This is a genomic window from Xenorhabdus sp. PB30.3 (genome assembly GCF_963895965.1).
Lineage (GTDB): Bacteria > Pseudomonadota > Gammaproteobacteria > Enterobacterales > Enterobacteriaceae > Xenorhabdus > Xenorhabdus stockiae.
The window spans coordinates 40,163-61,257 of record NZ_CAWQMW010000068.1; the positions used below are offsets into that span (position 1 = coordinate 40,163).

The following is a 21,095-nucleotide window of genomic DNA, read 5'->3' on the forward strand; positions in this document are numbered from 1 at the left end:
AATATGGTAAATTGAGCCTCTTAACCAGACAGATTTCAGTTTATTACAGCACTTAATTTTTAAAGGAGTATCAGGATGAAAGTTGCAGTTCTCGGTGCAGCCGGTGGTATTGGTCAGGCACTTGCCCTTCTACTCAAGACCCAGCTTCCTTCAGGTTCAGAACTTTCTTTGTATGACATTGCCCCGGTAACCCCAGGCGTTGCTGCCGATCTGAGCCATATCCCGACAGCAGTTAAGGTCACTGGTTTTGCGGGTGAAGATGCAACTCCAGCATTGGCAGGCGCAGATGTTGTATTGATTTCTGCTGGTGTAGCGCGTAAACCTGGTATGGATCGCTCAGATCTATTTAACATTAATGCAGGCATTATCCGTAATCTGGTTCAGCAGATTGCTAAAACATGCCCGAAAGCATTGATCGGAATTATTACTAACCCTGTGAACACGACTGTAGCAATCGCTGCTGAAGTGCTGAAAAAAGAGGGTGTGTACGATAAAAACCGTCTGTTTGGTATAACAACGCTGGATATTATCCGCTCTAATACCTTCATTGCTGAACTGAAAGGCAAAAAACCAGAAGAGCTGGAAGTTCCTGTTATCGGTGGTCACTCTGGGGTAACTATTCTGCCATTACTGTCTCAGATCCCTGGTGTTAGCTTCACTGCTGAAGAAGTTGAAGCTCTGACAAAACGTATCCAGAATGCCGGTACTGAAGTTGTTGAAGCAAAAGCGGGTGGCGGATCTGCGACTCTGTCTATGGGACAAGCAGCTGCCCGTTTCGGTCTTTCCCTGATCCGTGCTCTGCAGGGTGACAGCAATGTTATCGAATGCAGCTATGTAGAAGGTGATGGCAAACACGCTCGCTTCTTCGCACAACCTATTCGCTTAGGTAAAAATGGTATTGAAGAACGTTTAGATATTGGTCAGCTGAGTGAGTTTGAACAAAACGCCCTGAATAATATGTTAGACGTTCTGAAAAAAGATATTGAATTAGGCGAAAAATTTATTAATGGTTAATTCAATTAATTCTTAATTTATTAATATACGAATTAACTTAAATATATTAGATAACTAAAACCGCTAACTTAAATACAGTTAGCGGTTTTTCTTTTCAATAATTATATTGATAGCTAATTATTCTTTTTTCTCTCTGACTTTCCTTTCTAATAATTCCCCGGTATGGGGATCGAAATAACGGCTGGGCCATATTTCAGACGGATGAATACCTAAATAATTTGCTATTATCCATTCTCCCTTGGGCCATGGGCGAGAAAGAGTATTCGCCAAAGTTGATGAGCTTAATCCTGATTCACGGGAAACAGCGGCCAGAGTTGTTCCACGTTTACGTAAAGCAGCAATAATATCAGCAGGATGCCAATCCGATTTCATAGAAATCATTTTTTTAATCCTTTCCTATTAAATTTAGAGCCACATTAGTGGTATAACTAAAGCGTTAGAGTGAAATTAATAACGAACATGGATCTGTTATTAAGAAAATAAAATAACATTATTTTTTCTAAAAATATTTCTTATTTTTTCTTAATAACTTCTTTTTTGAACTTGGTTACAAAAATAGAGAAACATTATGAAAAAAGAGTGGTATACGGCAATGGAGTTGACCGGTGTAGGTGAGTTACCTAGATCACCACAAGGAGTGAATGCCAGAGCGAAACGTGAAGAATGGATGAGACAAAAACGAGCGGGTGTTCAGGGTAGGGCAATTGAATATCACTATTCTTGTTTTCCTGAATCAACTTTATCGGCTCTGGAACTTAATGAAATATCGCCTGAATATCAGGTTCAGAAACAAGACCCTCTATCTATTTGGGTAAGTGCATTTAATTTACTCACGGATGAAGAAAAGGAGGTAATTACAGAAGTGATACTAAGAGATGGTATAAGAAGTTTTTTGGAAAAAATTCTAGCTACCTGAGCCAGCTTTTGAAAAGCCAAATTGAAAAACAAAGGGTATAAGATTTGGTTTTCTCTTTACTGCTCCGGTAATAAGCGAGGAGAGAGAGATGAAAAAAGAATGGTATTCTGCAAAGGAGCTCATTGGCCTCGCTGGTCTGCCATCATCCCCTCAAGGGGTAAACCTGATGGCAAGACGTGAAGGTTGGGAACAGCGTCGTAAGCGTGGGGTGCAGGGAAAAGCGCTCGAATATCATGTCAACAGCCTGCCCGAAGATGTTCTGAATGTACTGGCCGTGAGTGAAAGCTCGGTTGAGTACTACCGGAACAAACGGCAAGATCCGTTTATGATTTGGGTGGAAGCTTATTATCAACTGACCAAGCCCGAAAGGGAGCGCATGGTTAAGTTCATTTTACGGAAAGGGTTAGCCAGCCTTGTACAATACACAGGAATTCAAGAAGTTGAAAACAAAGGCAGTATCTCAGACTGAACAGTCTGAGATACTGATTGCATAAGCTCAGGAAAGTCGCTGTACAGCGATATGGGCAAGTCCCACAAGGGCCGCTTTGTATGGAGACTCATCAAGTACTTGTAACGCTGAAATTGCCTTATCAGCTTCTTCCTCGGCCCGTTGGCGGGTGTAATTGAGTGAACCACACTGTTTCATCGTTGTAAGCACAGTATCCAACAAATGGCGGCCATTGCCTTTTTCAATCGCCTCGCGGATCAATGCTGACTGCTCAGGAGTTCCGTGATTCATCGCATGTAAGAGCGGAAGAGTCGGCTTACCTTCATTCAGATCATCCCCGGTATTTTTTCCGAGCGTATTATCATCGGAATCGTAATCTAAAAGATCATCGATCAACTGGAATGCAGTACCAAGATAGCGACCATAATCGCGTAGTGCTGCTTCCTGATCCGGGGTTGCATTGGACAAAATAGCGGAAGAATGTGAGGCCACTTCAAACAGGCGCGCCGTTTTGCTGTAAATGACGCGCATGTAATCATCTTCTGAAATATCCGGATCATTACAATTCATCAACTGCATCACTTCGCCTTCTGCAATGACATTCGTGGCATCGGACATCAGTTTCAGCACGCGCATTGAGTTGAGGTCAGTCATCATTTGAAACGAACGGGTATAGATAAAATCACCGACCAGTACGCTGGCTGCATTGCCATACATGGCATTAGCTGTTGCCCGACCGCGACGCATATCGGATTCATCTACGACATCATCATGAAGCAGGGTTGCTGTATGAATAAATTCTATCAGGGCAGCAACTTTGATATGTTTCTCTCCCTCATGACCCAGTGCCTTAGCAACCAGCACGGCAATCATTGGGCGAATGCGTTTGCCACCGCCACTAATAATGTAATAGCCAAGCTGGTTGATAAGCGCAACATCAGAATTTAATTGGTTAAGAATGGTTTCATTAACCGCTGCCATATCATCAGCTGTAAGTTTAATTATCGATTCTAAGTTCATGTTTTGGCTTCGGACTCTGATTCAGAGCTGTGCTCATTAATTAGTATATCAATAGATATCACGTTTTATTGATTGTACTTGAAAAACCGTTCAAATAAATGACAATCGAAAAACTCCGCTTTTTTCTCATCTGTTCTAATTCTGCTCTTGTCTTCCAAACGGTTTTTGCGTAGAATTCGCGCCCTATTGTGAATATTTTATAGCGCGCTCTGGAAAGAATTTTAGGGGGTGCGCGGAAAGCGGAGTTTATATGTACGCGGTTTTCCAAAGTGGTGGTAAACAACACCGAGTAAGCGAAGGTCAGACAATTCGCTTGGAAAAGCTGGACATCGCAACAGGTGAAACTGTTGAGTTTGACCAGGTTCTGATGGTCGCTAATGGCGAAGATATCCAGATCGGCGCTCCAGTAATCGAAGGCGTTAAAGTTAAAGCTGAAGTAGTTGCACACGGTCGTGGCGAGAAAATTAAAATTGTTAAGTTTCGTCGTCGTAAACACAGCCGTAAGCAGCAGGGCCACCGTCAGTGGTTCACTGAAGTTAAGATCACTGGCATCGCTTAAGATATTAGGAGAGCAGATAAATGGCACACAAAAAGGCTGGCGGCTCGACTCGTAACGGTCGCGATTCCGAAAGTAAACGTCTGGGTGTAAAACGTTTTGGTGGTGAGTCTGTATTAGCAGGCAGCATCATCGTTCGTCAACGTGGTACTAAATTCCACGCAGGCAACAACGTAGGTTGTGGCCGTGACCACACCCTGTTCGCATTAGCTGACGGAAAAGTTAAATTCGAAGTTAAAGGTCCACAAAACCGTAAATTTATCAGCATAGTAGCTGAATAAGTTTTTTGAACTTCGATCGAATCGGAAGCCCTGCAATGTGTGTTGCGGGGCTTTTTATATTTTGGATTACGCCATCTCTGGGTACGATCTGCCATCCAGCTTTATAGTGGCTATCCTACGGAGAAAAGTGATGAAATTTGTAGATGAAGCCAGAATACTGGTTGCAGCGGGAGATGGTGGCAATGGCTGTGTCAGCTTCCGTCGTGAAAAATATATTCCAAAAGGTGGGCCGGACGGCGGTGACGGCGGTGACGGCGGTGACGTCTATCTGCTGGCAGATGAAAACCTTAATACCCTGATTGACTACCGTTTTGAAAAATCCTTCCGTGCTGAACGTGGGCAAAACGGTCAGAGCCGTGATTGCACCGGCAAACGTGGTCAGGATATTACCATTAAAGTTCCGGTAGGAACCCGTATCCGCGATATCGCTACAGGAGAGATTCTGGGTGATATGGTGCGTCATGAGCAACGTCTGATGGTTGCCAAAGGCGGCTTCCACGGGCTGGGCAATACCCGCTTTAAATCCTCGGTTAACCGTGCTCCTCGTCAAAGAACAATGGGAACACCGGGAGAAACTCGTGACCTGATGCTGGAGCTGATGCTGCTGGCTGATGTCGGTATGCTTGGTATGCCGAATGCGGGTAAATCCACCTTCATTCGAGCGGTTTCAGCAGCCAAACCTAAAGTGGCTGATTATCCATTTACGACGCTGGTACCAAGCCTTGGCGTTGTACGTATGGATAATGAGCAGAGCTTCGTAGTCGCTGATATCCCGGGTCTGATTGAAGGTGCATCAGAAGGTGCAGGCTTAGGTATCCGTTTCCTGAAACATCTGGAGCGTTGCCGTGTTCTGTTGCATCTCATTGATCTGTGCCCGATCGATGAATCTGATCCAGTAGAAAATGCCCGTATCATTATCAACGAGCTGCATAAGTACAGTGAGAAACTGGCTGAAAAACCACGTTGGCTGGTATTCAATAAAGTTGATCTGACTGATCCAGAAGAAGCTAAGCTGAAAGCAAAAGCAATTGCGGATGAACTGGGTTGGGAAGGCGATTACTACATGATTTCAGCCGTGAATCGTCAGGGGGTGAAAGAACTCTGCTGGGATATCATGGACTTCATTAAAGTTCAGCCTCGCCAGATGAATGCTGAAGAAGACGCTCAGCCGGAAAAAGTTGAATTCATGTGGGATGACTATCATAAGGAACAGTTGCAACAGGTATCTGAGGAAGATGATCTGGATGACGACTGGGACGAAGAAGATGAAGAAGGCATTGAGTTTATTTATAAACGCTAATCGCTTATTTCAGATGCTTTAATGATGAAAAGGGTGCTGTTAAGGCGCCCTTTTTTTCTGGAATTTCTTTTTATGAATTACTTATACCTTATGGATTTCGAGTTGCTTCACGGCGGCAAGGGAATGAATCCCCGGGAGCATAGATAACTATGTGACCGGGGTGAGTGAGCGTAGCCAACAACGAGGCAACTTGAAAGACGACAGGTATATCAATTATTCTGATAGAGAGATTTATATAAATGATGCTCGAAACGGACCAGAGGAGCTCGACGATTCCGTAGATTTTCTGGAGTAACAGAGTAAGATGAAATAAATTGGACGAAAGCAATCTGTTGCCCACTGGCGGCTGTCATAAAGCCAGCAAGATTATACACCCCTTGCAGTGAACCTGTTTTTGCAAATACTTTACCATCCACACCCGCAGTATGGAGTCCCGGACGATAGGCTAACGTGCCGTCAAAACCTGCTTTAGGCAACATCGAGATGATATCCAGCTCATTGTTGTGTTGCGCAATGAATTGCAGGATTTCCATCATTGTTGAAGGAGTGATGAGATCGTGACGTGAAAGACCAGAACCATCAACGATGACCGCATTATCGATATCAATACCGGCTTTTTGTTTTAGAATTTGGCGGATAGCATCAGACCCGGAACGCCATGTACCGGGAACATTAAAGTAATAATGGCCCAGAGTGCGATAAACCGTATCTGCTATCATGTTATCTGATTTTTTTAGCATCACCTTGAGCAAATCAGGTAAAGGTGCCGATTGATTCATTGCCAGCGTTTTTTCGGGCTGCTGAGGAAATGATTGGCGCCGTAGATGGCCTTTCAGTTCAATTCCGGCGAGACGTAATTCATTTTTCAGTATAGTTCCAGCATAGCTTGCCCCATTCTGGACAGCAAATGCCAGTGGCAATGGTTCATCGCGCTGGGACAGGCAGCCAGTCAGGGTATATCGGTTTAATTCGCCTGTGGTTACATCAAGTTCACAGTATTTTGCTTCCGATGAGCCTTTAGCGAGTGTTTTAACTTCGCTGAAGACGTTGACGGGATAATAAGAAGGCGTGTGAACAATAGCTGGTTCATTTGCCTGTTCTGCGCTATAGAGTAGGACAGAAAAGCAATTTTTATCGACAATGGCAGCGCCGGGCGGCGCGCTGAAACATTGGGTCATATCATTCCATACCCATCCTGGCGCTTTATCGTGGCTGGAAAAAATAGAAATGTCGATGATGAGATCGCCGTTAATCTGTTGTATACCCGACTGTTTCAGCTTCTCAACCATATTGCGTAGTTGCGTGCGCGTCAGTGATGGATCGCCGACAAAGCGGGCAATAAGGTTACCCTTTAATTTGCCATCTTCAATATTGGCATTGCTCTCCAGCGTTGTGACAAAACGAAAATCTTTGCCAAGCTGTAATAAGGCAGCTAATGCTGTCACTATTTTCTGAGTACTGGCCGGTAATGCCAGTTGTTGCCCACGATAATCAATAATTGGTGCTTTTTCACCGATTTTTTGGGCGATAAATGAAACATTGGCCCCTGCTGGCAAATATTCAATATTCTTCTCAATTGAAGAAGCATTTGCACCAAAAACGCTCAGGCTCAAACTGAGCATACAAGCTATTTTGCTGGTAACTTTTAAAAGAGCCATAGATCTCGCATATATAATGTGGGTGTATTTCAATAAAATTTGTATTAATAATACTAAGACGCAATTCAGGAAAAAGTAAACGATGATCCATCACCAACTCTACGTTAAAATGATAGATTAGCAGGTAGAATGTGTATGTGAACTATCAGACTATTCTGTAGTTTACGCCCCTTTTATTGTCTGGAAGCCCACCTGATAGGGTGTGCTCATTGTGTTGCAATATATTGCAATCTACTGTTATTGCAAAATAAGTTACCTTTTTGCAAAAATCAGGAAGATGTTGTCTGGGCTTAGGATTGATTTAGAGGTTTAATAAATGAAACAAATTCCGATGACGGTACGTGGCGCGGATAAATTGCGCGAAGAATTAGAACATTTGAAAAATGTACGTCGCCCTCAAATTATTGCTGCAATCGCTGAGGCACGTGAACACGGTGATTTGAAAGAAAATGCCGAATATCATGCTGCCCGTGAGCAACAGGGGTTTTGTGAAGGCCGTATTCAAGAAATTGAAGCTAAACTTTCTAATGCGCAGGTGATAGATATCACGAAGATGACCAACAATGGCCGTGTGATTTTTGGTGCGACGGTAACGGTGCTGAATGTTGATTCTGATGAAGAACAGACTTATCGCATTGTGGGTGACGATGAAGCGAATATCAAAGAAAATCTGCTTTCGGTTAATTCACCTATTGCTCGTGGCTTAATTGGCAAAGAAGTGGATGATGTAGCTGTGATTGAAACACCTGGCGGTAAAGTGGAATATGAAGTTCTGAACGTCGAGTATGTTTGATATTCAGCTTAAAAGCTAAGTTTTCCTTCCCACACGATGTGTGCGGGAGGGAAAATGGTAAGTGGTCATAATACCGGTAATGATAATGAAAAGGCCCGAGGAGGTCTTTTTTTGTCATGATAAAATGGCACTTTTGTATAAAGATATTGAGATTATTTCGGTAAACTAATCTTACGCTCTTCAGAAGGGCGATAGAGAACTAGCATTTTTCCAATAATTTGCACATTATATGCACCAGTTTCACGAACAATAGCTTCCGCGATCAAAGTTTTGATTTCACGGTCTTCGCCTGCAACTTTGACTTTGATAAGCTCGTGATGCGAAAGGGTTTGTTCGATTTCGGCCAATACGCCTTCAGTCAGTCCGTTGTTACCGATCATGACAACAGGCTTTAATGAATGAGCGAGACTTTTCAGGTATTGCACTTGTTTCTTGTTAAGAGTCATCGTTTTTTTGCTTAGTTGGGATTGAAAACGACCTATTCTACCGCCATCTCTTATCTATCACCATAAGTGTGTGGTGTGGTTTGATAAGAGAGTGAAAAAATAAGACTCTCTGTTAGTAACAGTTGGAAAGAACAATGGCCAATAAAAAACGCTCAGCAAGCTCAAGTCGCTGGTTACAAGAACATTTTAGTGATAAATATGTTCTTAAGGCGCAGAAAAAAGGGCTTCGCTCCCGCGCTTGGTTTAAACTTGATGAGATACAGCAAAGCGACAAAATATTTAAACCGGGCATGACCGTTGTTGATTTAGGCGCTGCTCCAGGTGGGTGGTCTCAATACGTAGTCAGTCAGATTGGTGGGCGTGGGCGGGTCATTGCCTGCGATCTTTTGCCAATGGATCCCATTGTCGGCGTTGATTTTCTGCAAGGGGATTTTCGTGATGAGCAGGTATTGAAAACATTACTTGAGAGAGTTGGTGATAATAAAGTCCAGGTCGTCATGTCGGATATGGCTCCCAATATGAGTGGAACCCCCGCGGTCGATATTCCTCGATCCATGTATCTGATTGAATTAGCATTGGATATGTGTCGTGATGTGCTGGCCCCTGGGGGCAGTTTTATTGTCAAAGTGTTTCAGGGAGAAGGCTTTGATGAATACCTGAGGGAAATACGCTCCCTTTTTACGAAGGTTAAAATTCGTAAACCGGACGCTTCGCGGGCACGTTCGCGTGAAGTATACATTGTAGCGACGGGGCGGAAAGTATAGTACCCTGCTGCTATTTGTTAACACAGTTGTAATAAGAGGTTAATCCCTTGAGTGACATGGCGAAAAACCTGATTCTCTGGTTAGTCATCGCAGTTGTCTTGATGTTATTGTTCCAGAGTTTTGGTCCCGGCGATTCTAGTGGTCGTAGGGTGGATTACTCTAACTTCATCAGTGAGTTATCACAGAATCAAATAAGTGAAGTACGTATTTCTGGTCGTGACATTGATTTCACTAAGAAAGACAACGGTGGAAAATACAGCACGTATATGCCAGTTCCAGATGAGAAGCTGCTGGATACACTGCTAAACAAACAGGTAAAAGTTGTTGGTGAACCACCAGAACAACAGGGCCTGTTAGCGTCTATCTTTATTTCATGGTTCCCAATGCTGCTGCTGATTGGCGTTTGGATCTTCTTTATGCGTCAAATGCAAGGTGGTGGCGGTAAAGGGGCGATGTCTTTCGGTAAAAGCAAAGCCCGTATGCTGACGGAAGATCAGATCAAAACGACATTTGCAGACGTTGCTGGTTGTGACGAAGCAAAAGAAGAAGTGGGTGAGCTGGTGGAATACCTGCGTGAACCCGGCCGTTTCCAGAAACTGGGTGGTAAGATCCCGAAAGGCATCCTGATGGTTGGGCCTCCGGGTACAGGTAAAACCCTGTTGGCGAAAGCAATTGCAGGTGAGGCTAAAGTACCATTCTTTACCATTTCTGGTTCTGACTTCGTTGAAATGTTTGTTGGTGTTGGTGCTTCCCGTGTTCGTGATATGTTCGAACAGGCGAAAAAAGCCGCTCCTTGTATTATCTTTATCGATGAAATCGACGCGGTAGGCCGTCAGCGCGGTGCTGGTCTGGGTGGTGGACACGATGAACGTGAACAGACACTGAACCAGATGCTGGTTGAGATGGATGGCTTCGAAGGTAATGAAGGTATCATCGTTATCGCTGCAACCAACCGTCCTGATGTACTGGACCCTGCGCTGCTGCGTCCTGGCCGTTTTGACCGTCAGGTGGTTGTTGGCTTGCCTGATGTACGTGGTCGTGAACAAATTCTGAAAGTTCACATGCGTCGTATCCCGCTGGATACCGACATTGATGCTTCCATCATTGCCCGTGGTACACCTGGATTCTCGGGTGCCGATTTGGCGAACCTGGTGAACGAAGCTGCTCTGTTTGCTGCCCGTGGCAACAAACGTGTTGTTTCAATGGTGGAATTTGAGAAAGCCAAAGATAAGATCATGATGGGCGCAGAACGTCGCTCAATGGTCATGACGGAAGAGCAGAAAGAATCTACTGCTTATCATGAAGCAGGGCATGCCATTATTGGTCGTCTGGTTCCTGAGCATGATCCGGTTCATAAAGTGACGATTATCCCACGTGGTCGTGCGTTGGGCGTGACTTTCTTCCTGCCAGAGGGTGATCAAATCAGCGCCAGCCGCCAGAAACTGGAAAGCCAGATTTCTACTTTATACGGCGGACGTCTTGCAGAAGAGATCATCTACGGCCCAGAGAATGTTTCTACCGGTGCATCGAACGATATCAAAGTAGCAACATCCATTGCCCGCAACATGGTCACGCAGTGGGGCTTCTCAGAAAAACTGGGGCCATTACTGTATGCGGAAGAAGAGGGTGAGGTTTTCCTTGGTCGTTCAGTCGCTAAAGCGAAACACATGTCGGAAGATACTGCTCGCTTAATTGATCAGGAAGTTAAGGTTCTCGTTGACCGCAACTACCAGCGTGCACGTCAGATTCTGATGGATAATCTGGACATCCTGCACTCGATGAAAGATGCGTTGATGAAGTATGAAACCATTGATGCGCCTCAGATTGATGACCTGATGAACCGTACTACCGTTCGTCCACCGGCAGGCTGGGAAGGCGATAACAGAAATGGCGGTAATAGCAATAATAGTAATAACCGTCAGGATACATCGTCTCAGCAGCAGTCTGCGAAACCTGCGGATGGTAACCCAACCGCATAATCTACTCAAACCAAAGGCAACTATAAGTAACACAGGTTGCCTCTGGTTTTGACAGACCGTACTGATTAAACCCCGGGGTAAACCTGGGGTTTTTAACATTAAGGCTCCCTAGCAATGAAACTGACAGCCAGAGGAAGTATCCTTGATCTTTCCCATCCACAGGTTATGGGGATTTTGAATGTCACCCCTGACTCCTTCTCAGATGGTGGTACACACAATACCCTAGATACAGCCTTACGCCATGCTGTCAGTATGATTGGAGAAGGTGCCACTATTATTGATGTCGGCGGGGAATCGACACGCCCCGGTGCAGATGAGGTCAGTGAACAGGAAGAACTGGATCGTGTTGTGCCCGTAATCGAGGCTTTGTCCCGGCGTTTTGATGTCTGGATATCGGTTGATACTTCAAAAGCTATCGTGATACAGGAATCTGCAAAAGCCGGCGCTCACATTATCAATGATATTCGCTCATTACAGGAGCCGAATGCTCTGGAAGAGGCAGCCAAAACAGGCTTACCCGTTTGCTTGATGCATATGCAGGGACAGCCCGGAACGATGCAGGCAGAACCCCATTACACTGATGTTATAGCGGAAGTAAAAGCATTTTTGGAAGCTCAGATTGAGCGCTGTATCGCGGCTGGTATTGCAAAAAATAACCTAATAATCGATCCGGGCTTCGGTTTTGGTAAGAATTTATCGCATAATTATCAGTTATTGGCTCAGTTGAAAGCATTTCATCATCTTGGTGTACCCATCTTGGCTGGCATGTCGCGTAAGTCAATGATTGGGCAGTTACTTCATGTACCCCCTCAGGAAAGAGTCACGGGAAGTGTTGCCTGTGCTGTCATTGCAGCAATGCAAGGCGCTCAGATTATTCGTGTGCATGATGTAAAAGAAACTGTGCAGGCAATGCAGATTGTTCAGGCAACCTTGTCAGAGAAAAATACGCTGTCAGCAACAGACAATTTTTGAACAAATAACGATCTGTGAACAACGAATACGTTCAGCAAAGGAAGAAAGAAGTTTATGAGTAACCGTAAATATTTTGGTACCGATGGTATCCGTGGCAAAGTCGGTAACAGTCCGATTACCCCTGATTTTGTCTTAAAACTTGGCTGGGCTGCGGGGAAAGTACTGGCGCGCCATGGTTCTCGCAAAATTATTATTGGTAAAGATACCCGTATTTCTGGTTATATGCTGGAATCTGCTCTGGAAGCAGGCCTTGCAGCTGCCGGGTTATCCGCCTCATTTACCGGTCCTATGCCAACACCTGCCGTGGCATATCTGACACGCACTTTTCGTGCTGAAGCCGGAATTGTGATTTCTGCTTCCCATAACCCTTACTATGATAACGGAATTAAATTTTTTTCCATTGATGGCACCAAACTTCCTGATGATGTGGAAGAAGCGATTGAAGCTGAAATGGAAAAACCACTGACTTGCGTAGAATCCGCTGAGTTAGGGCGTGCTAATCGGATTGTTGATGCGGCTGGTCGTTATATTGAATTCTGTAAAGGTACATTTCCTAGTGAACAAAGCCTGAATGGATTGAAAATTGTACTGGATTGCGCTAATGGCGCGACTTACCATATTGCGCCAAATGTTCTCAGAGAACTGGGTGCTGAGGTGATCGCCATTGGCTGCGAGCCAAACGGCATTAACATTAATGAAGAATGCGGTGCAACGGATGTCCGTCTATTACAGAAGAGGGTACTGGAAGAACAGGCTGATGTCGGTCTGGCATTTGATGGCGATGGTGATCGCATTATCATGGTTGATCACCTGGGCCATAAAGTGGACGGAGACCAGATACTTTACATCATTGCACGTGAAGCATTACGCCAAGGGCAGCTGCGTGGCGGAGCTGTTGGTACTTTGATGAGCAATATGGGACTGGAGCTGGCATTGAAGCAGCTTGGCATTCCATTTGAACGTGCAAAAGTGGGTGACCGCTATGTACTGGAAAAATTACAGGAAAAAGGCTGGCGTCTGGGTGCAGAAAACTCAGGCCATATCATCTTGCTGGATAAGACCACTACAGGTGATGGTGTTGTTGCTGGTTTGCAGGTTTTGAGCGCAATGGTACGTAATGACATGACCCTGCATGATTTGTGTAGTGGCATGAAGCTGTTGCCCCAGGTACTGGTTAATGTGCGTTTTGCGGGCAATAACGATCCACTTCAATCAGAACAGGTACTGGAAGTAGTTAAAGAGGTTGAAAACGAGTTAAATGGCCGAGGTCGTGTTCTGCTGCGTAAATCAGGCACTGAACCTCTGATCCGCGTTATGGTGGAAGGGGAAGATGAAGAACAGGTCACTACATTGGCGCATCGTATCGCTGATTCAGTGAAAGGGATGAGCTGATTTGTTGATTTTTTCCTCAATCAGCGTCAGTATTTAAAATTAACCTTGCTTGTCTGAGACGCTTTGGTTAGTATTCACACCCGCTCAATCAGTTAATTTTTCTAATTGAGTGGGTGATGCAGAATAACGTTACCGTAGTATAACGTCACAGTTATGGTAAATCCCACGAGGAAACGGGTACAACATATGTATGAAGCTCTTTTAGGTATATTCTTGCTGGTCGGTATCGGGCTAATTGCTCTGGTTCTGTTGCAGCAGGGGAAAGGTGCTGATATGGGTGCTTCCTTTGGTGCGGGTGCGTCTGCAACAATATTTGGTTCATCGGGTTCTGCGAATTTTATGACCCGTATGACAGCGGTTTTTGCAACATTGTTTTTTGTTATCAGTCTGATTCTGGGAAATATGACCACGAATAGAACTGGTTCAAGCGGCAAATGGGAAAACCTTAGTGAGCCTGTAAAAACTGAAAAACAGGTAGAGACTCCGGCAATACCGGCAGCTCCAGCTAAACCAAATAGTGATATCCCTCAGTAATTTTTGATAGAAAGTTTTCTGTCAGAAATAGTCAGTAAAAGAATTGAAGTAGGGTTGTTTATTTAAACAGTTATTATTAGCCGCTTAAGATAACAGTCCTATAATCAGTGCCGAGGTGGTGAAATTGGTATACACGCTACCTTGAGGTGGTAGTGCCTAAACAACGGGCGTACGGGTTCAAGTCCCGTCCTCGGCACCATTAATCTAGAAACTTGCGTTTTTAGTATTATCAGCGTAAGATTTGCCACGTTTTCGAACGCGGGATGGAGCAGCATGGTAGCTCGTCGGGCTCATAACCCGAAGGTCGTCGGTTCAAATCCGGCTCCCGCAACCACTTCTTAACAACTATGTACCTTTTCAAACAGTTATAAGCTTAGCAACCATAGAGGTATTAACCCTGATTTGACAGGTTGCTTCATGAGGTATAGCTTTGATAGGTATTACAAGAAGTTGGTTGAGACCACTGGCAGTAAACAGGGTCCAGTTACATAAAGCCCCGCGTATCGGGGTTTTTTGTTATTTGACAGCAGAACTACTGGGCTAATATAGCCCTTTTTTTATGTCTTGGGGGTGGGCTTGTCCACATTAGAGCAAAAATTAACAGCGATGATTTCAGCACCAGTTGAAGCTTTAGGTTATGAATTAGTGGGCCTGGAGTTTATTCGCGCACGCGTATCGACACTGCGAGTCTATATCGATAGTGAGGAGGGTATCACTGTTGATGATTGTGCTGATGTTAGCCATCAGGTCAGTGCAGTACTCGACGTCGAAGATCCGATCCCAGGGCTTTACAACCTGGAAATATCTTCTCCGGGGCTTGAGCGTCCACTGTTTAAGGCTGAACACTACCAGCGTTTCATGGGGGAAGAAATCAGCCTGATGTTACGCATGGCAATGCAGAATCGTCGTAAATGGCAAGGTATTATCAAAGCCGTTGATGGTGAAATGATTACGGTTACGGTGGATGGAAAAGACGAAGTGTTCGCACTGAGCAACATCCAGAAAGCGAACCTGGTACCCCACTTTTAAAGTTCGGATGAGGCAACTAGGATGAATAAAGAAATTCTGGCTGTTGTTGAAGCGGTTTCTAATGAAAAATCTCTCCCTCGCGAAAAAATCTTCGAAGCATTAGAGATTGCACTGGCGACAGCCACCAAGAAAAAATATGAGCAAGAAATCGATGTTCGTGTCTGCATCGATCGTAAATCCGGTGATTTTGATACCTTCCGCCGCTGGGTTGCGGTAGAAGAAGTCACCCAGCCTACTCGCGAAATCACACTGGAAGCGGCAAAATTTGACGACCCGGAAGTTGAACTGGGTGGTTATATTGAAGACCAGATTGAATCGGTAACTTTTGACCGTATCACAACTCAGACCGCAAAACAGGTTATCGTACAGAAAGTACGTGAAGCTGAGCGCGCAATGGTCGTTGATCAATTCCGCGAACAGCAGGGTGAGATCGTGACCGGTCAGGTTAAAAAAGTAAACCGTGAAAACATTACGCTTGATCTGGGTAATAACGCTGAAGCGGTTATTTTGCGTGAAGATATGCTGCCACGTGAAAACTTCCGTCCTGGTGACCGTGTACGTGGTGTCTTATATGACGTACGTCCGGAAGCTCGTGGTGCACAGCTATTTATCACCCGCTCCCGCCCTGAAATGCTGGTTGAACTGTTCCGTATTGAAGTGCCGGAAATTGGCGAAGAGATCATTGAGATCAAAGCTGCTGCCCGTGATCCGGGTTCCCGCGCTAAAATCGCAGTGAAAACTAACGACAAGCGTATTGACCCGGTTGGTGCTTGCGTAGGCATGCGCGGTGCAAGGGTACAGGCGGTTTCCAGCGAGCTGGGCGGTGAAAGAATTGATATTGTGTTGTGGGATGATAACCCGGCGCAATTTGTCATTAATGCAATGGCTCCGGCGGATGTTGCCTCTATCGTTGTTGATGAAGATAACTGCACGATGGACGTTGCCGTGGAAAACAGTAATCTTGCTCAGGCGATTGGCCGTAATGGTCAAAACGTCCGTCTGGCTGCACAATTGCTGAAAAAACATCGTGGTGATGACAAGTGGGAACTGAATGTCATGACTGCGGAAGAGTTGCAAGCAAAACATCAGGCAGAAGCTCACGCTTCTATTGATACATTTACCAAGCATCTCGACATTGATGAAGATTTCGCCACCTTATTGGTCGAAGAAGGTTTCTCTACACTGGAAGAACTGGCCTATGTACCAGTTAATGAACTTCTGGCTGTAGAAGGTCTTGATGAAGAAACCGTTGAAGTTCTCCGTGAACGTGCGAAAGCGGCCTTGACAACGCTGGAACTGGCTCAGAAAGAGAGTCTTGGTGATCAGCAGCCAGCCCAAGATTTACTGGATTTGCCTGGCATGGAACGTGCTTTAGCGTTTAATCTGGCTGCCCGTGGCATCTGTACTCTGGAAGATCTTGCCGAACAGGGTATCGACGACTTATCTGATATCGAAGGACTGAGTGATGAGCAAGCAGGAGAACTCATTATGGCAGCCCGAAATATCTGTTGGTTTGGCGATGATGCATAAATAAACTGTAGCAGGAAGGAACAGAATGACAGAGGTAACCGTAAAATTACTGGCAGAAGAGATCCAGACATCGGTTGAACGCCTGATCCAGCAATTCACTGATGCTGGCATTCAGAAAACCGCAACTGACTCTGTTTCCCAGAAAGAAAAAGAAGCTTTGCTGGCCCACCTGAACCGCGAACAAGGCGGTACTGGTGGCCAGCCAGGTAAATTGACACTACAGCGTAAAACGCGCAGTACACTGAACGTCCCTAGCACCGGTGGCAAAAGTAAATCGGTAGCGATTGAAGTCCGCAAAAAACGCACATATGTGAACCGTGACGCGATTGAACAGGCTAAAGCGGAAGAACAGGCGCAGCGTGAAGCGGAAGAGCAGGCTCGGCGCGAGGCAGAAGAGAAAGCGCGGCTTGAAACTGAAGCGAAGAAACTCGCGGAAGAGCAAGCTCAACGTGAAGCGGAAGAACAGGCAAAACGCGAAGCAGAAAAGCAAGCTAAACGTGAAGCAGAAGAAAAAGCCAAACGTGAAGAGGCTGAAAAGGCTCAGCGTGAGGCAGCGGAAAAAGAAAAAGTGACTACTAAGCAACATACCGAAACCAAGTCTAAATCAGTGCAAACTGAGGCAGCAGCGCAAAATGAAAAAGCGCGCCGTGAAGCTGAAGCAGCAAATTTAAAACGCAAAGCTGAAGAAGAGATGCGCCGTAAAGTTGAAGCAGAAGCAAAACGTGTAGCAGAAGAAGCACGTCGCATGGCAGAAGAGAATAAGGATAAATGGTCCAACGATGCTGATGTAAATGACAACAGCAACAGTGACTACCATGTAACAACCTCCCGTCATGCCCGTGATGCGGAAGATGAGAATGACGCCAAAGTTGAAGGCGATCGTCGTACCCGCAGCCGCGGTGGTAAAAACACCCGCCAGAAGAAAAATAACAAACATTCTGAATCGAAAGCTGATCGTGAAGAAGCACGTGCAGTTGGCCGTACTAAAGGCAAACAGCGTAAACCGAGTGCTTTGCAACAGAGCTTTAATAAACCTGTCGTCGCCGTTAACCGTGATGTTGTGATTGGTGAAACCATCACTGTTGCTGAACTGGCTAACAAAATGGCAGTAAAAGGTTCTCAGGTTATCAAAACCATGATGAAGATGGGCGCAATGGCGACTATCAATCAGGTTATTGATCAGGAAACCGCTCAGCTGGTTGCTGAGGAAATGGGCCACAAAGTTATCCTGCGTCGTGAAAACGAGTTGGAAGAAGCGCTGATGAGTGATCGTGACACTGGTGAAACTCAGGCTGAACCACGTGCACCTGTAGTAACTATCATGGGCCACGTTGACCACGGTAAAACCTCTTTGCTGGACTATATCCGTTCAACCAAAGTGGCATCTGGCGAAGCGGGTGGCATTACTCAGCACATCGGTGCATACCATGTGAAAACTGAGAAAGGTATGATCACCTTCCTGGATACCCCGGGCCATGCTGCATTCACCTCCATGCGTGCTCGTGGTGCTAAAGCGACCGATATCGTTGTTCTGGTTGTTGCGGCGGATGACGGCGTGATGCCTCAGACCATCGAAGCTATCCAGCACGCTAAGGCTGCTAATGTGCCGGTTGTTGTTGCGGTTAACAAAATCGATAAGCCAGAAGCTGATCCGGATCGTGTGAAAAACGAATTGTCACAGTACGGCATCATTCCAGAAGAGTGGGGCGGCGAGACTCAGTTCATGCATGTATCAGCAAAAGCTGGTCTTGGTATTGATGAATTGCTGGAAGCTATCCTGCTACAGGCTGAAGTACTGGAACTGAATGCAGTTCACTCTGGCATGGCAAACGGTGTGGTTATCGAATCCTTCCTGGATAAAGGCCGTGGCCCGGTTGCTACCATTCTGGTGCAGTCCGGTACGCTGAACAAAGGTGATATCGTTCTGTGCGGCTTTGAATATGGCCGTATCCGTGCGATGCGTAACGAACTTGGTCAGGAAGTCATGACTGCGGGTCCATCCATTCCTGTGGAAATTCTGGGTCTGTCCAACGTACCGTCTGCGGGTGATGAAGCGACTGTTGTACGTGACGAGAAAAAAGCACGTGAAGTTGCTCTGTATCGTCAGGGTAAATTCCGTGAAGTGAAACTGGCTCGTCAGCAGAAATCTAAACTGGAAAACATGTTTGCGAACATGGAAGAAGGTAAAGTATCTGAACTGAACATCGTTCTGAAAACTGATGTTCAGGGTACATGCGAAGCAATTTGTGATTCACTGCTGAAACTGTCTACTGACGAAGTTAAAGTGAAGATCATTGGTTCTGGCGTAGGTGGTATTACTGAAACTGACGCAACACTGGCCGCAGCTTCTAATGCTATCATTCTGGGCTTCAACGTACGTGCTGATGCTTCTGCACGCCGTATCATTGAAAACGAAAGCGTTGACCTGCGTTACTACTCTGTTATCTATAGTTTGATTGATGAAATTAAACAGGCGATGAGTGGTATGCTGGCACCAGAATACAAACAGCAAATCATGGGTCTGGCAGAAGTCCGTGATGTCTTCAAATCACCTAAATTTGGTGCGATTGCTGGCTGTATGGTGACAGAAGGTAACATCAAGCGTAATAACCCAATCCGTGTACTGCGTGACAACGTGGTTATCTACGAAGGTGAGCTGGAATCCCTGCGTCGCTTTAAGGATGATGTCAACGAAGTCCGTAATGGTATGGAATGTGGTATCGGTGTGAAGAACTACAATGATGTTCGCGTTGGCGATATGATTGAAGTCTTCGAAGTGGTTGAAGTGAAACGCTCCATCGATTAAAAACCACAATTGACCCGTTAAATTTCAGGTTGTCCCTAATGGCGACAACCTGAATAAAACAGGGTATATACACAATGGATTTCAAGGTGCGTCGCGGCGGCAAGGGAGAGAATCCCTAGGAGCATAGATAACCGTATGTTTATAAAAACGGTGACCGGAGTGAACGAGTGCAGTCAACAAAGAGGCAACTTGAAAGACGAAGTGTAGAAATTCATTCCATTCTTGGGGGGCTTCATGCCCCCCAAAATGTCAGGAGATAAAACAATGGCAAGAGAATTCAGTCGTACTCAGCGCGTTGCTCAGGAAATGCAAAAAGAGATTGCCATCATTTTACAGCGTGAAATGAAAGATCCCCGCATCGGTATGGCAACTGTTTCAGGTGTTGAGGTTTCCCGCGATCTGGCTTATGCCAAAGTATTTGTAACTTTTCTGAATGCATTAGTGGACGGACACGATTCAGAGAAAGTTAACCTAGGTATCAAAGCATTGAATGAAGCTTCCGGTTTTATTCGTTCATTGCTGGGTAAGGCGATGCGTTTGCGTGTTATTCCTGAACTGACGTTTTCTTATGACAGTTCTTTGATTGAAGGGATGCGCATGTCAAATCTGGTCACCAACGTCGTGAAAAGTGACGAACAGCGTCGTGCTTCTACGGATCACAACGAGGAAAAATAATGGGGCGTCGTCGTAGGGGTCGTGCGATACACGGCGTACTGTTGCTGGATAAGCCGCAGGATATTTCCTCCAATGATGCTTTACAGAAAGTAAGGCGGGTCTTTAATGCCAGTAAAGCGGGCCATACCGGTGCGCTAGACCCGCTGGCAACGGGAATGCTGCCAATTTGCCTTGGTGAAGCGACTAAATTTTCCCAGTTTTTGTTGGATTCAGATAAACGTTATCGGGTCATTGCCCGTCTGGGGCAGCGCACTGATACTTCCGATTCACACGGTAAAATTATTAGTGAACGCGAAATTCAGGTGACTTCCTCTCAGCTTGATGCAGCACTGGAAACATTCCGCGGGGATACCATGCAGGTTCCTTCCATGTATTCTGCATTGAAGCATCAGGGAAAACCGCTGTATGAATATGCCCGTCAGGGTATTGAAATTGAGCGGGAAGCTCGCCCGATTACTGTTTATGAATTACAGTTCATTCGCTGGGAAGGCGATGAGCTGGAGCTGGAAATTCATTGTTCCAAAGGAACCTATATCCGCACCATCATTGATGATTTGGGTGAATTACTGGGCTGTGGTGCTCATGTTATTTATCTGCGCCGTTTGCAGGTAGCTAATTACCCTAATCACCGAATGGTGACACTGGAACAGCTCTATGCGTTAAAAGAACAGGCTGAAGAACAGCAGATTGAAGCAGGAGAATTGCTCGATCCATTATTATTACCGATGGATACCGCTGTATTGCATTTTCCGGTTATTCAGTTGTCATCTGTTGTTGCTGCTTATTTTAAGCAGGGCCAGCCGGTTCGCAGCCAACATAGCCTGCCATCTGGCGAATGGGTGCGGGTTAATGAAGGTGATGAAAATAAATTCATCGGCATTGCTGTTATTGATGATGATGGCCTGGTAGCTCCGCGTCGGCTGGTTGTAGAAACCACCGAAGATGGTGAAATGCATTAAAAGTAGCATTTATGGGGTTATCT

The 21,095-nt window shown here is 45.5% G+C and carries 21 protein-coding genes and 2 tRNA genes; 19 read left to right on the forward strand and 4 right to left on the reverse strand.

Features of this window, described 5'->3' with window-relative positions:
* The first annotated feature begins 75 nt into the window (after nt 1-75).
* Entirely contained in the window at nt 76-1,014 is a 939-nt protein-coding gene (mdh, locus tag AACX38_RS05220; RefSeq protein WP_099120008.1) for a malate dehydrogenase, read from the forward strand.
* A 117-nt stretch (nt 1,015-1,131) separates the two neighbouring features.
* Here mdh and AACX38_RS05225 read toward each other — a convergent pair whose 3' ends face one another.
* Complete coding sequence (locus tag AACX38_RS05225) at nt 1,132-1,395, reverse strand: helix-turn-helix domain-containing protein (RefSeq protein ID WP_099120009.1); 264 nt, start codon at nt 1,393-1,395, stop codon at nt 1,132-1,134.
* A 187-nt stretch (nt 1,396-1,582) separates the two neighbouring features.
* Here AACX38_RS05225 and AACX38_RS05230 point away from each other — a divergent pair, with 187 nt between their 5' ends.
* Together AACX38_RS05230 and AACX38_RS05235 are read left to right on the forward strand one after the other, a co-directional pair.
* On the forward strand, nt 1,583-1,930 hold the full coding sequence (locus AACX38_RS05230; RefSeq protein ID WP_099120010.1) for a DNA-binding protein: 348 nt from the start codon (nt 1,583-1,585) through the stop codon (nt 1,928-1,930).
* Nucleotides 1,931-2,018: 88 nt separating this feature from the next.
* On the forward strand, nt 2,019-2,399 hold the full coding sequence (locus AACX38_RS05235; protein WP_099109389.1) for a DNA-binding protein: 381 nt from the start codon (nt 2,019-2,021) through the stop codon (nt 2,397-2,399).
* 27 nt (nt 2,400-2,426) lie between these two features.
* Here AACX38_RS05235 and ispB read toward each other — a convergent pair whose 3' ends face one another.
* Nucleotides 2,427-3,398, reverse strand: coding sequence for an octaprenyl diphosphate synthase (gene ispB / locus AACX38_RS05240; RefSeq protein WP_099120011.1), 972 nt, complete (start codon nt 3,396-3,398; stop codon nt 2,427-2,429).
* A gap of 250 nt (nt 3,399-3,648) precedes the next feature.
* Between ispB and rplU the strand changes: the two genes are divergently transcribed.
* The 3 genes from rplU (at nt 3,649) to cgtA (ending at nt 5,535) form a co-directional block, all read left to right on the forward strand.
* A complete protein-coding gene (rplU, locus tag AACX38_RS05245) occupies nt 3,649-3,957 on the forward strand; it encodes a 50S ribosomal protein L21 (RefSeq protein ID WP_099120012.1) in 309 nt (102 codons plus the stop codon).
* A 20-nt stretch (nt 3,958-3,977) separates the two neighbouring features.
* A complete protein-coding gene (rpmA, locus tag AACX38_RS05250; RefSeq protein ID WP_086955134.1) occupies nt 3,978-4,235 on the forward strand; it encodes a 50S ribosomal protein L27 in 258 nt (85 codons plus the stop codon).
* A 130-nt stretch (nt 4,236-4,365) separates the two neighbouring features.
* The gene (gene cgtA / locus AACX38_RS05255) at nt 4,366-5,535 is read left to right on the forward strand and encodes an Obg family GTPase CgtA (protein ID WP_228863676.1); all 1,170 of its coding nucleotides are present in this window, start codon (nt 4,366-4,368) and stop codon (nt 5,533-5,535) included.
* Between the two features lie 209 nt (nt 5,536-5,744).
* Here the strand turns inward: cgtA and dacB are convergent, their stop codons facing one another.
* Nucleotides 5,745-7,193, reverse strand: coding sequence for a serine-type D-Ala-D-Ala carboxypeptidase (gene dacB / locus AACX38_RS05260; RefSeq protein WP_228863677.1), 1,449 nt, complete (start codon nt 7,191-7,193; stop codon nt 5,745-5,747).
* A gap of 316 nt (nt 7,194-7,509) precedes the next feature.
* Between dacB and greA the strand changes: the two genes are divergently transcribed.
* Nucleotides 7,510-7,986 carry a transcription elongation factor GreA gene (gene greA / locus AACX38_RS05265; RefSeq protein ID WP_099109394.1) on the forward strand — a complete coding sequence of 159 codons (477 nt, stop codon included), beginning with the start codon at nt 7,510-7,512 and terminating at the stop codon, nt 7,984-7,986.
* A gap of 152 nt (nt 7,987-8,138) precedes the next feature.
* Here greA and yhbY read toward each other — a convergent pair whose 3' ends face one another.
* Nucleotides 8,139-8,432, reverse strand: a complete 294-nt coding sequence (gene yhbY, locus AACX38_RS05270) for a ribosome assembly RNA-binding protein YhbY (RefSeq protein WP_038261477.1) — start codon at nt 8,430-8,432, stop codon at nt 8,139-8,141.
* 134 nt (nt 8,433-8,566) lie between these two features.
* On the opposite strand from yhbY, the gene rlmE reads away from it, so the two are divergent.
* From rlmE to truB, 12 genes are all read left to right on the forward strand, one after another.
* A complete protein-coding gene (gene rlmE / locus AACX38_RS05275) occupies nt 8,567-9,196 on the forward strand; it encodes a 23S rRNA (uridine(2552)-2'-O)-methyltransferase RlmE (protein ID WP_099120015.1) in 630 nt (209 codons plus the stop codon).
* A gap of 47 nt (nt 9,197-9,243) precedes the next feature.
* Nucleotides 9,244-11,175: an ATP-dependent zinc metalloprotease FtsH gene (gene ftsH / locus AACX38_RS05280; protein ID WP_169926585.1), complete on the forward strand. Its 1,932-nt coding sequence runs from the start codon at nt 9,244-9,246 to the stop codon at nt 11,173-11,175.
* Between the two features lie 114 nt (nt 11,176-11,289).
* Complete coding sequence (gene folP / locus AACX38_RS05285) at nt 11,290-12,147, forward strand: dihydropteroate synthase (protein WP_228863678.1); 858 nt, start codon at nt 11,290-11,292, stop codon at nt 12,145-12,147.
* A gap of 54 nt (nt 12,148-12,201) precedes the next feature.
* On the forward strand, nt 12,202-13,539 hold the full coding sequence (gene glmM, locus AACX38_RS05290) for a phosphoglucosamine mutase (protein ID WP_099109398.1): 1,338 nt from the start codon (nt 12,202-12,204) through the stop codon (nt 13,537-13,539).
* Nucleotides 13,540-13,725: 186 nt separating this feature from the next.
* Nucleotides 13,726-14,073, forward strand: a complete 348-nt coding sequence (gene secG, locus AACX38_RS05295; RefSeq protein ID WP_228863679.1) for a preprotein translocase subunit SecG — start codon at nt 13,726-13,728, stop codon at nt 14,071-14,073.
* Nucleotides 14,074-14,182: 109 nt separating this feature from the next.
* Nucleotides 14,183-14,272: transfer RNA gene (locus tag AACX38_RS05300), tRNA-Leu, on the forward strand.
* A gap of 58 nt (nt 14,273-14,330) precedes the next feature.
* Nucleotides 14,331-14,407: transfer RNA gene (locus AACX38_RS05305), tRNA-Met, on the forward strand.
* 242 nt (nt 14,408-14,649) lie between these two features.
* Nucleotides 14,650-15,102: a ribosome maturation factor RimP gene (gene rimP / locus AACX38_RS05310; RefSeq protein WP_228863680.1), complete on the forward strand. Its 453-nt coding sequence runs from the start codon at nt 14,650-14,652 to the stop codon at nt 15,100-15,102.
* 21 nt (nt 15,103-15,123) lie between these two features.
* On the forward strand, nt 15,124-16,632 hold the full coding sequence (nusA, locus tag AACX38_RS05315) for a transcription termination factor NusA (protein ID WP_099120019.1): 1,509 nt from the start codon (nt 15,124-15,126) through the stop codon (nt 16,630-16,632).
* Nucleotides 16,633-16,657: 25 nt separating this feature from the next.
* Nucleotides 16,658-19,438, forward strand: a complete 2,781-nt coding sequence (gene infB, locus AACX38_RS05320) for a translation initiation factor IF-2 (RefSeq protein WP_099109402.1) — start codon at nt 16,658-16,660, stop codon at nt 19,436-19,438.
* A gap of 264 nt (nt 19,439-19,702) precedes the next feature.
* Complete coding sequence (gene rbfA, locus AACX38_RS05325; RefSeq protein WP_099109403.1) at nt 19,703-20,113, forward strand: 30S ribosome-binding factor RbfA; 411 nt, start codon at nt 19,703-19,705, stop codon at nt 20,111-20,113.
* Nucleotides 20,113-21,072, forward strand: a complete 960-nt coding sequence (gene truB, locus AACX38_RS05330) for a tRNA pseudouridine(55) synthase TruB (RefSeq protein WP_228863681.1) — start codon at nt 20,113-20,115, stop codon at nt 21,070-21,072. The genes rbfA and truB overlap by 1 nt, the downstream gene beginning before the upstream one ends.
* The last annotated feature ends 23 nt before the right edge of the window (nt 21,073-21,095 follow it).

Coding starts and splice junctions, on each gene's coding strand:
- secG (WP_228863679.1), top strand. CDS start 13,726: ATGTATGAAGCTCTTTTAGGTATATTCTTGCTGGTCGGTATCGGGCTA.
- AACX38_RS05225 (WP_099120009.1), bottom strand. CDS start 1,395: ATGATTTCTATGAAATCGGATTGGCATCCTGCTGATATTATTGCTGCT.
- nusA (WP_099120019.1), top strand. CDS start 15,124: ATGAATAAAGAAATTCTGGCTGTTGTTGAAGCGGTTTCTAATGAAAAA.
- infB (WP_099109402.1), top strand. CDS start 16,658: ATGACAGAGGTAACCGTAAAATTACTGGCAGAAGAGATCCAGACATCG.
- greA (WP_099109394.1), top strand. CDS start 7,510: ATGAAACAAATTCCGATGACGGTACGTGGCGCGGATAAATTGCGCGAA.
- truB (WP_228863681.1), top strand. CDS start 20,113: ATGGGGCGTCGTCGTAGGGGTCGTGCGATACACGGCGTACTGTTGCTG.
- dacB (WP_228863677.1), bottom strand. CDS start 7,193: ATGGCTCTTTTAAAAGTTACCAGCAAAATAGCTTGTATGCTCAGTTTG.
- AACX38_RS05235 (WP_099109389.1), top strand. CDS start 2,019: ATGAAAAAAGAATGGTATTCTGCAAAGGAGCTCATTGGCCTCGCTGGT.
- rbfA (WP_099109403.1), top strand. CDS start 19,703: ATGGCAAGAGAATTCAGTCGTACTCAGCGCGTTGCTCAGGAAATGCAA.
- rplU (WP_099120012.1), top strand. CDS start 3,649: ATGTACGCGGTTTTCCAAAGTGGTGGTAAACAACACCGAGTAAGCGAA.
- AACX38_RS05230 (WP_099120010.1), top strand. CDS start 1,583: ATGAAAAAAGAGTGGTATACGGCAATGGAGTTGACCGGTGTAGGTGAG.
- mdh (WP_099120008.1), top strand. CDS start 76: ATGAAAGTTGCAGTTCTCGGTGCAGCCGGTGGTATTGGTCAGGCACTT.
- yhbY (WP_038261477.1), bottom strand. CDS start 8,432: ATGACTCTTAACAAGAAACAAGTGCAATACCTGAAAAGTCTCGCTCAT.
- folP (WP_228863678.1), top strand. CDS start 11,290: ATGAAACTGACAGCCAGAGGAAGTATCCTTGATCTTTCCCATCCACAG.
- rlmE (WP_099120015.1), top strand. CDS start 8,567: ATGGCCAATAAAAAACGCTCAGCAAGCTCAAGTCGCTGGTTACAAGAA.
- cgtA (WP_228863676.1), top strand. CDS start 4,366: ATGAAATTTGTAGATGAAGCCAGAATACTGGTTGCAGCGGGAGATGGT.
- rpmA (WP_086955134.1), top strand. CDS start 3,978: ATGGCACACAAAAAGGCTGGCGGCTCGACTCGTAACGGTCGCGATTCC.
- glmM (WP_099109398.1), top strand. CDS start 12,202: ATGAGTAACCGTAAATATTTTGGTACCGATGGTATCCGTGGCAAAGTC.
- ispB (WP_099120011.1), bottom strand. CDS start 3,398: ATGAACTTAGAATCGATAATTAAACTTACAGCTGATGATATGGCAGCG.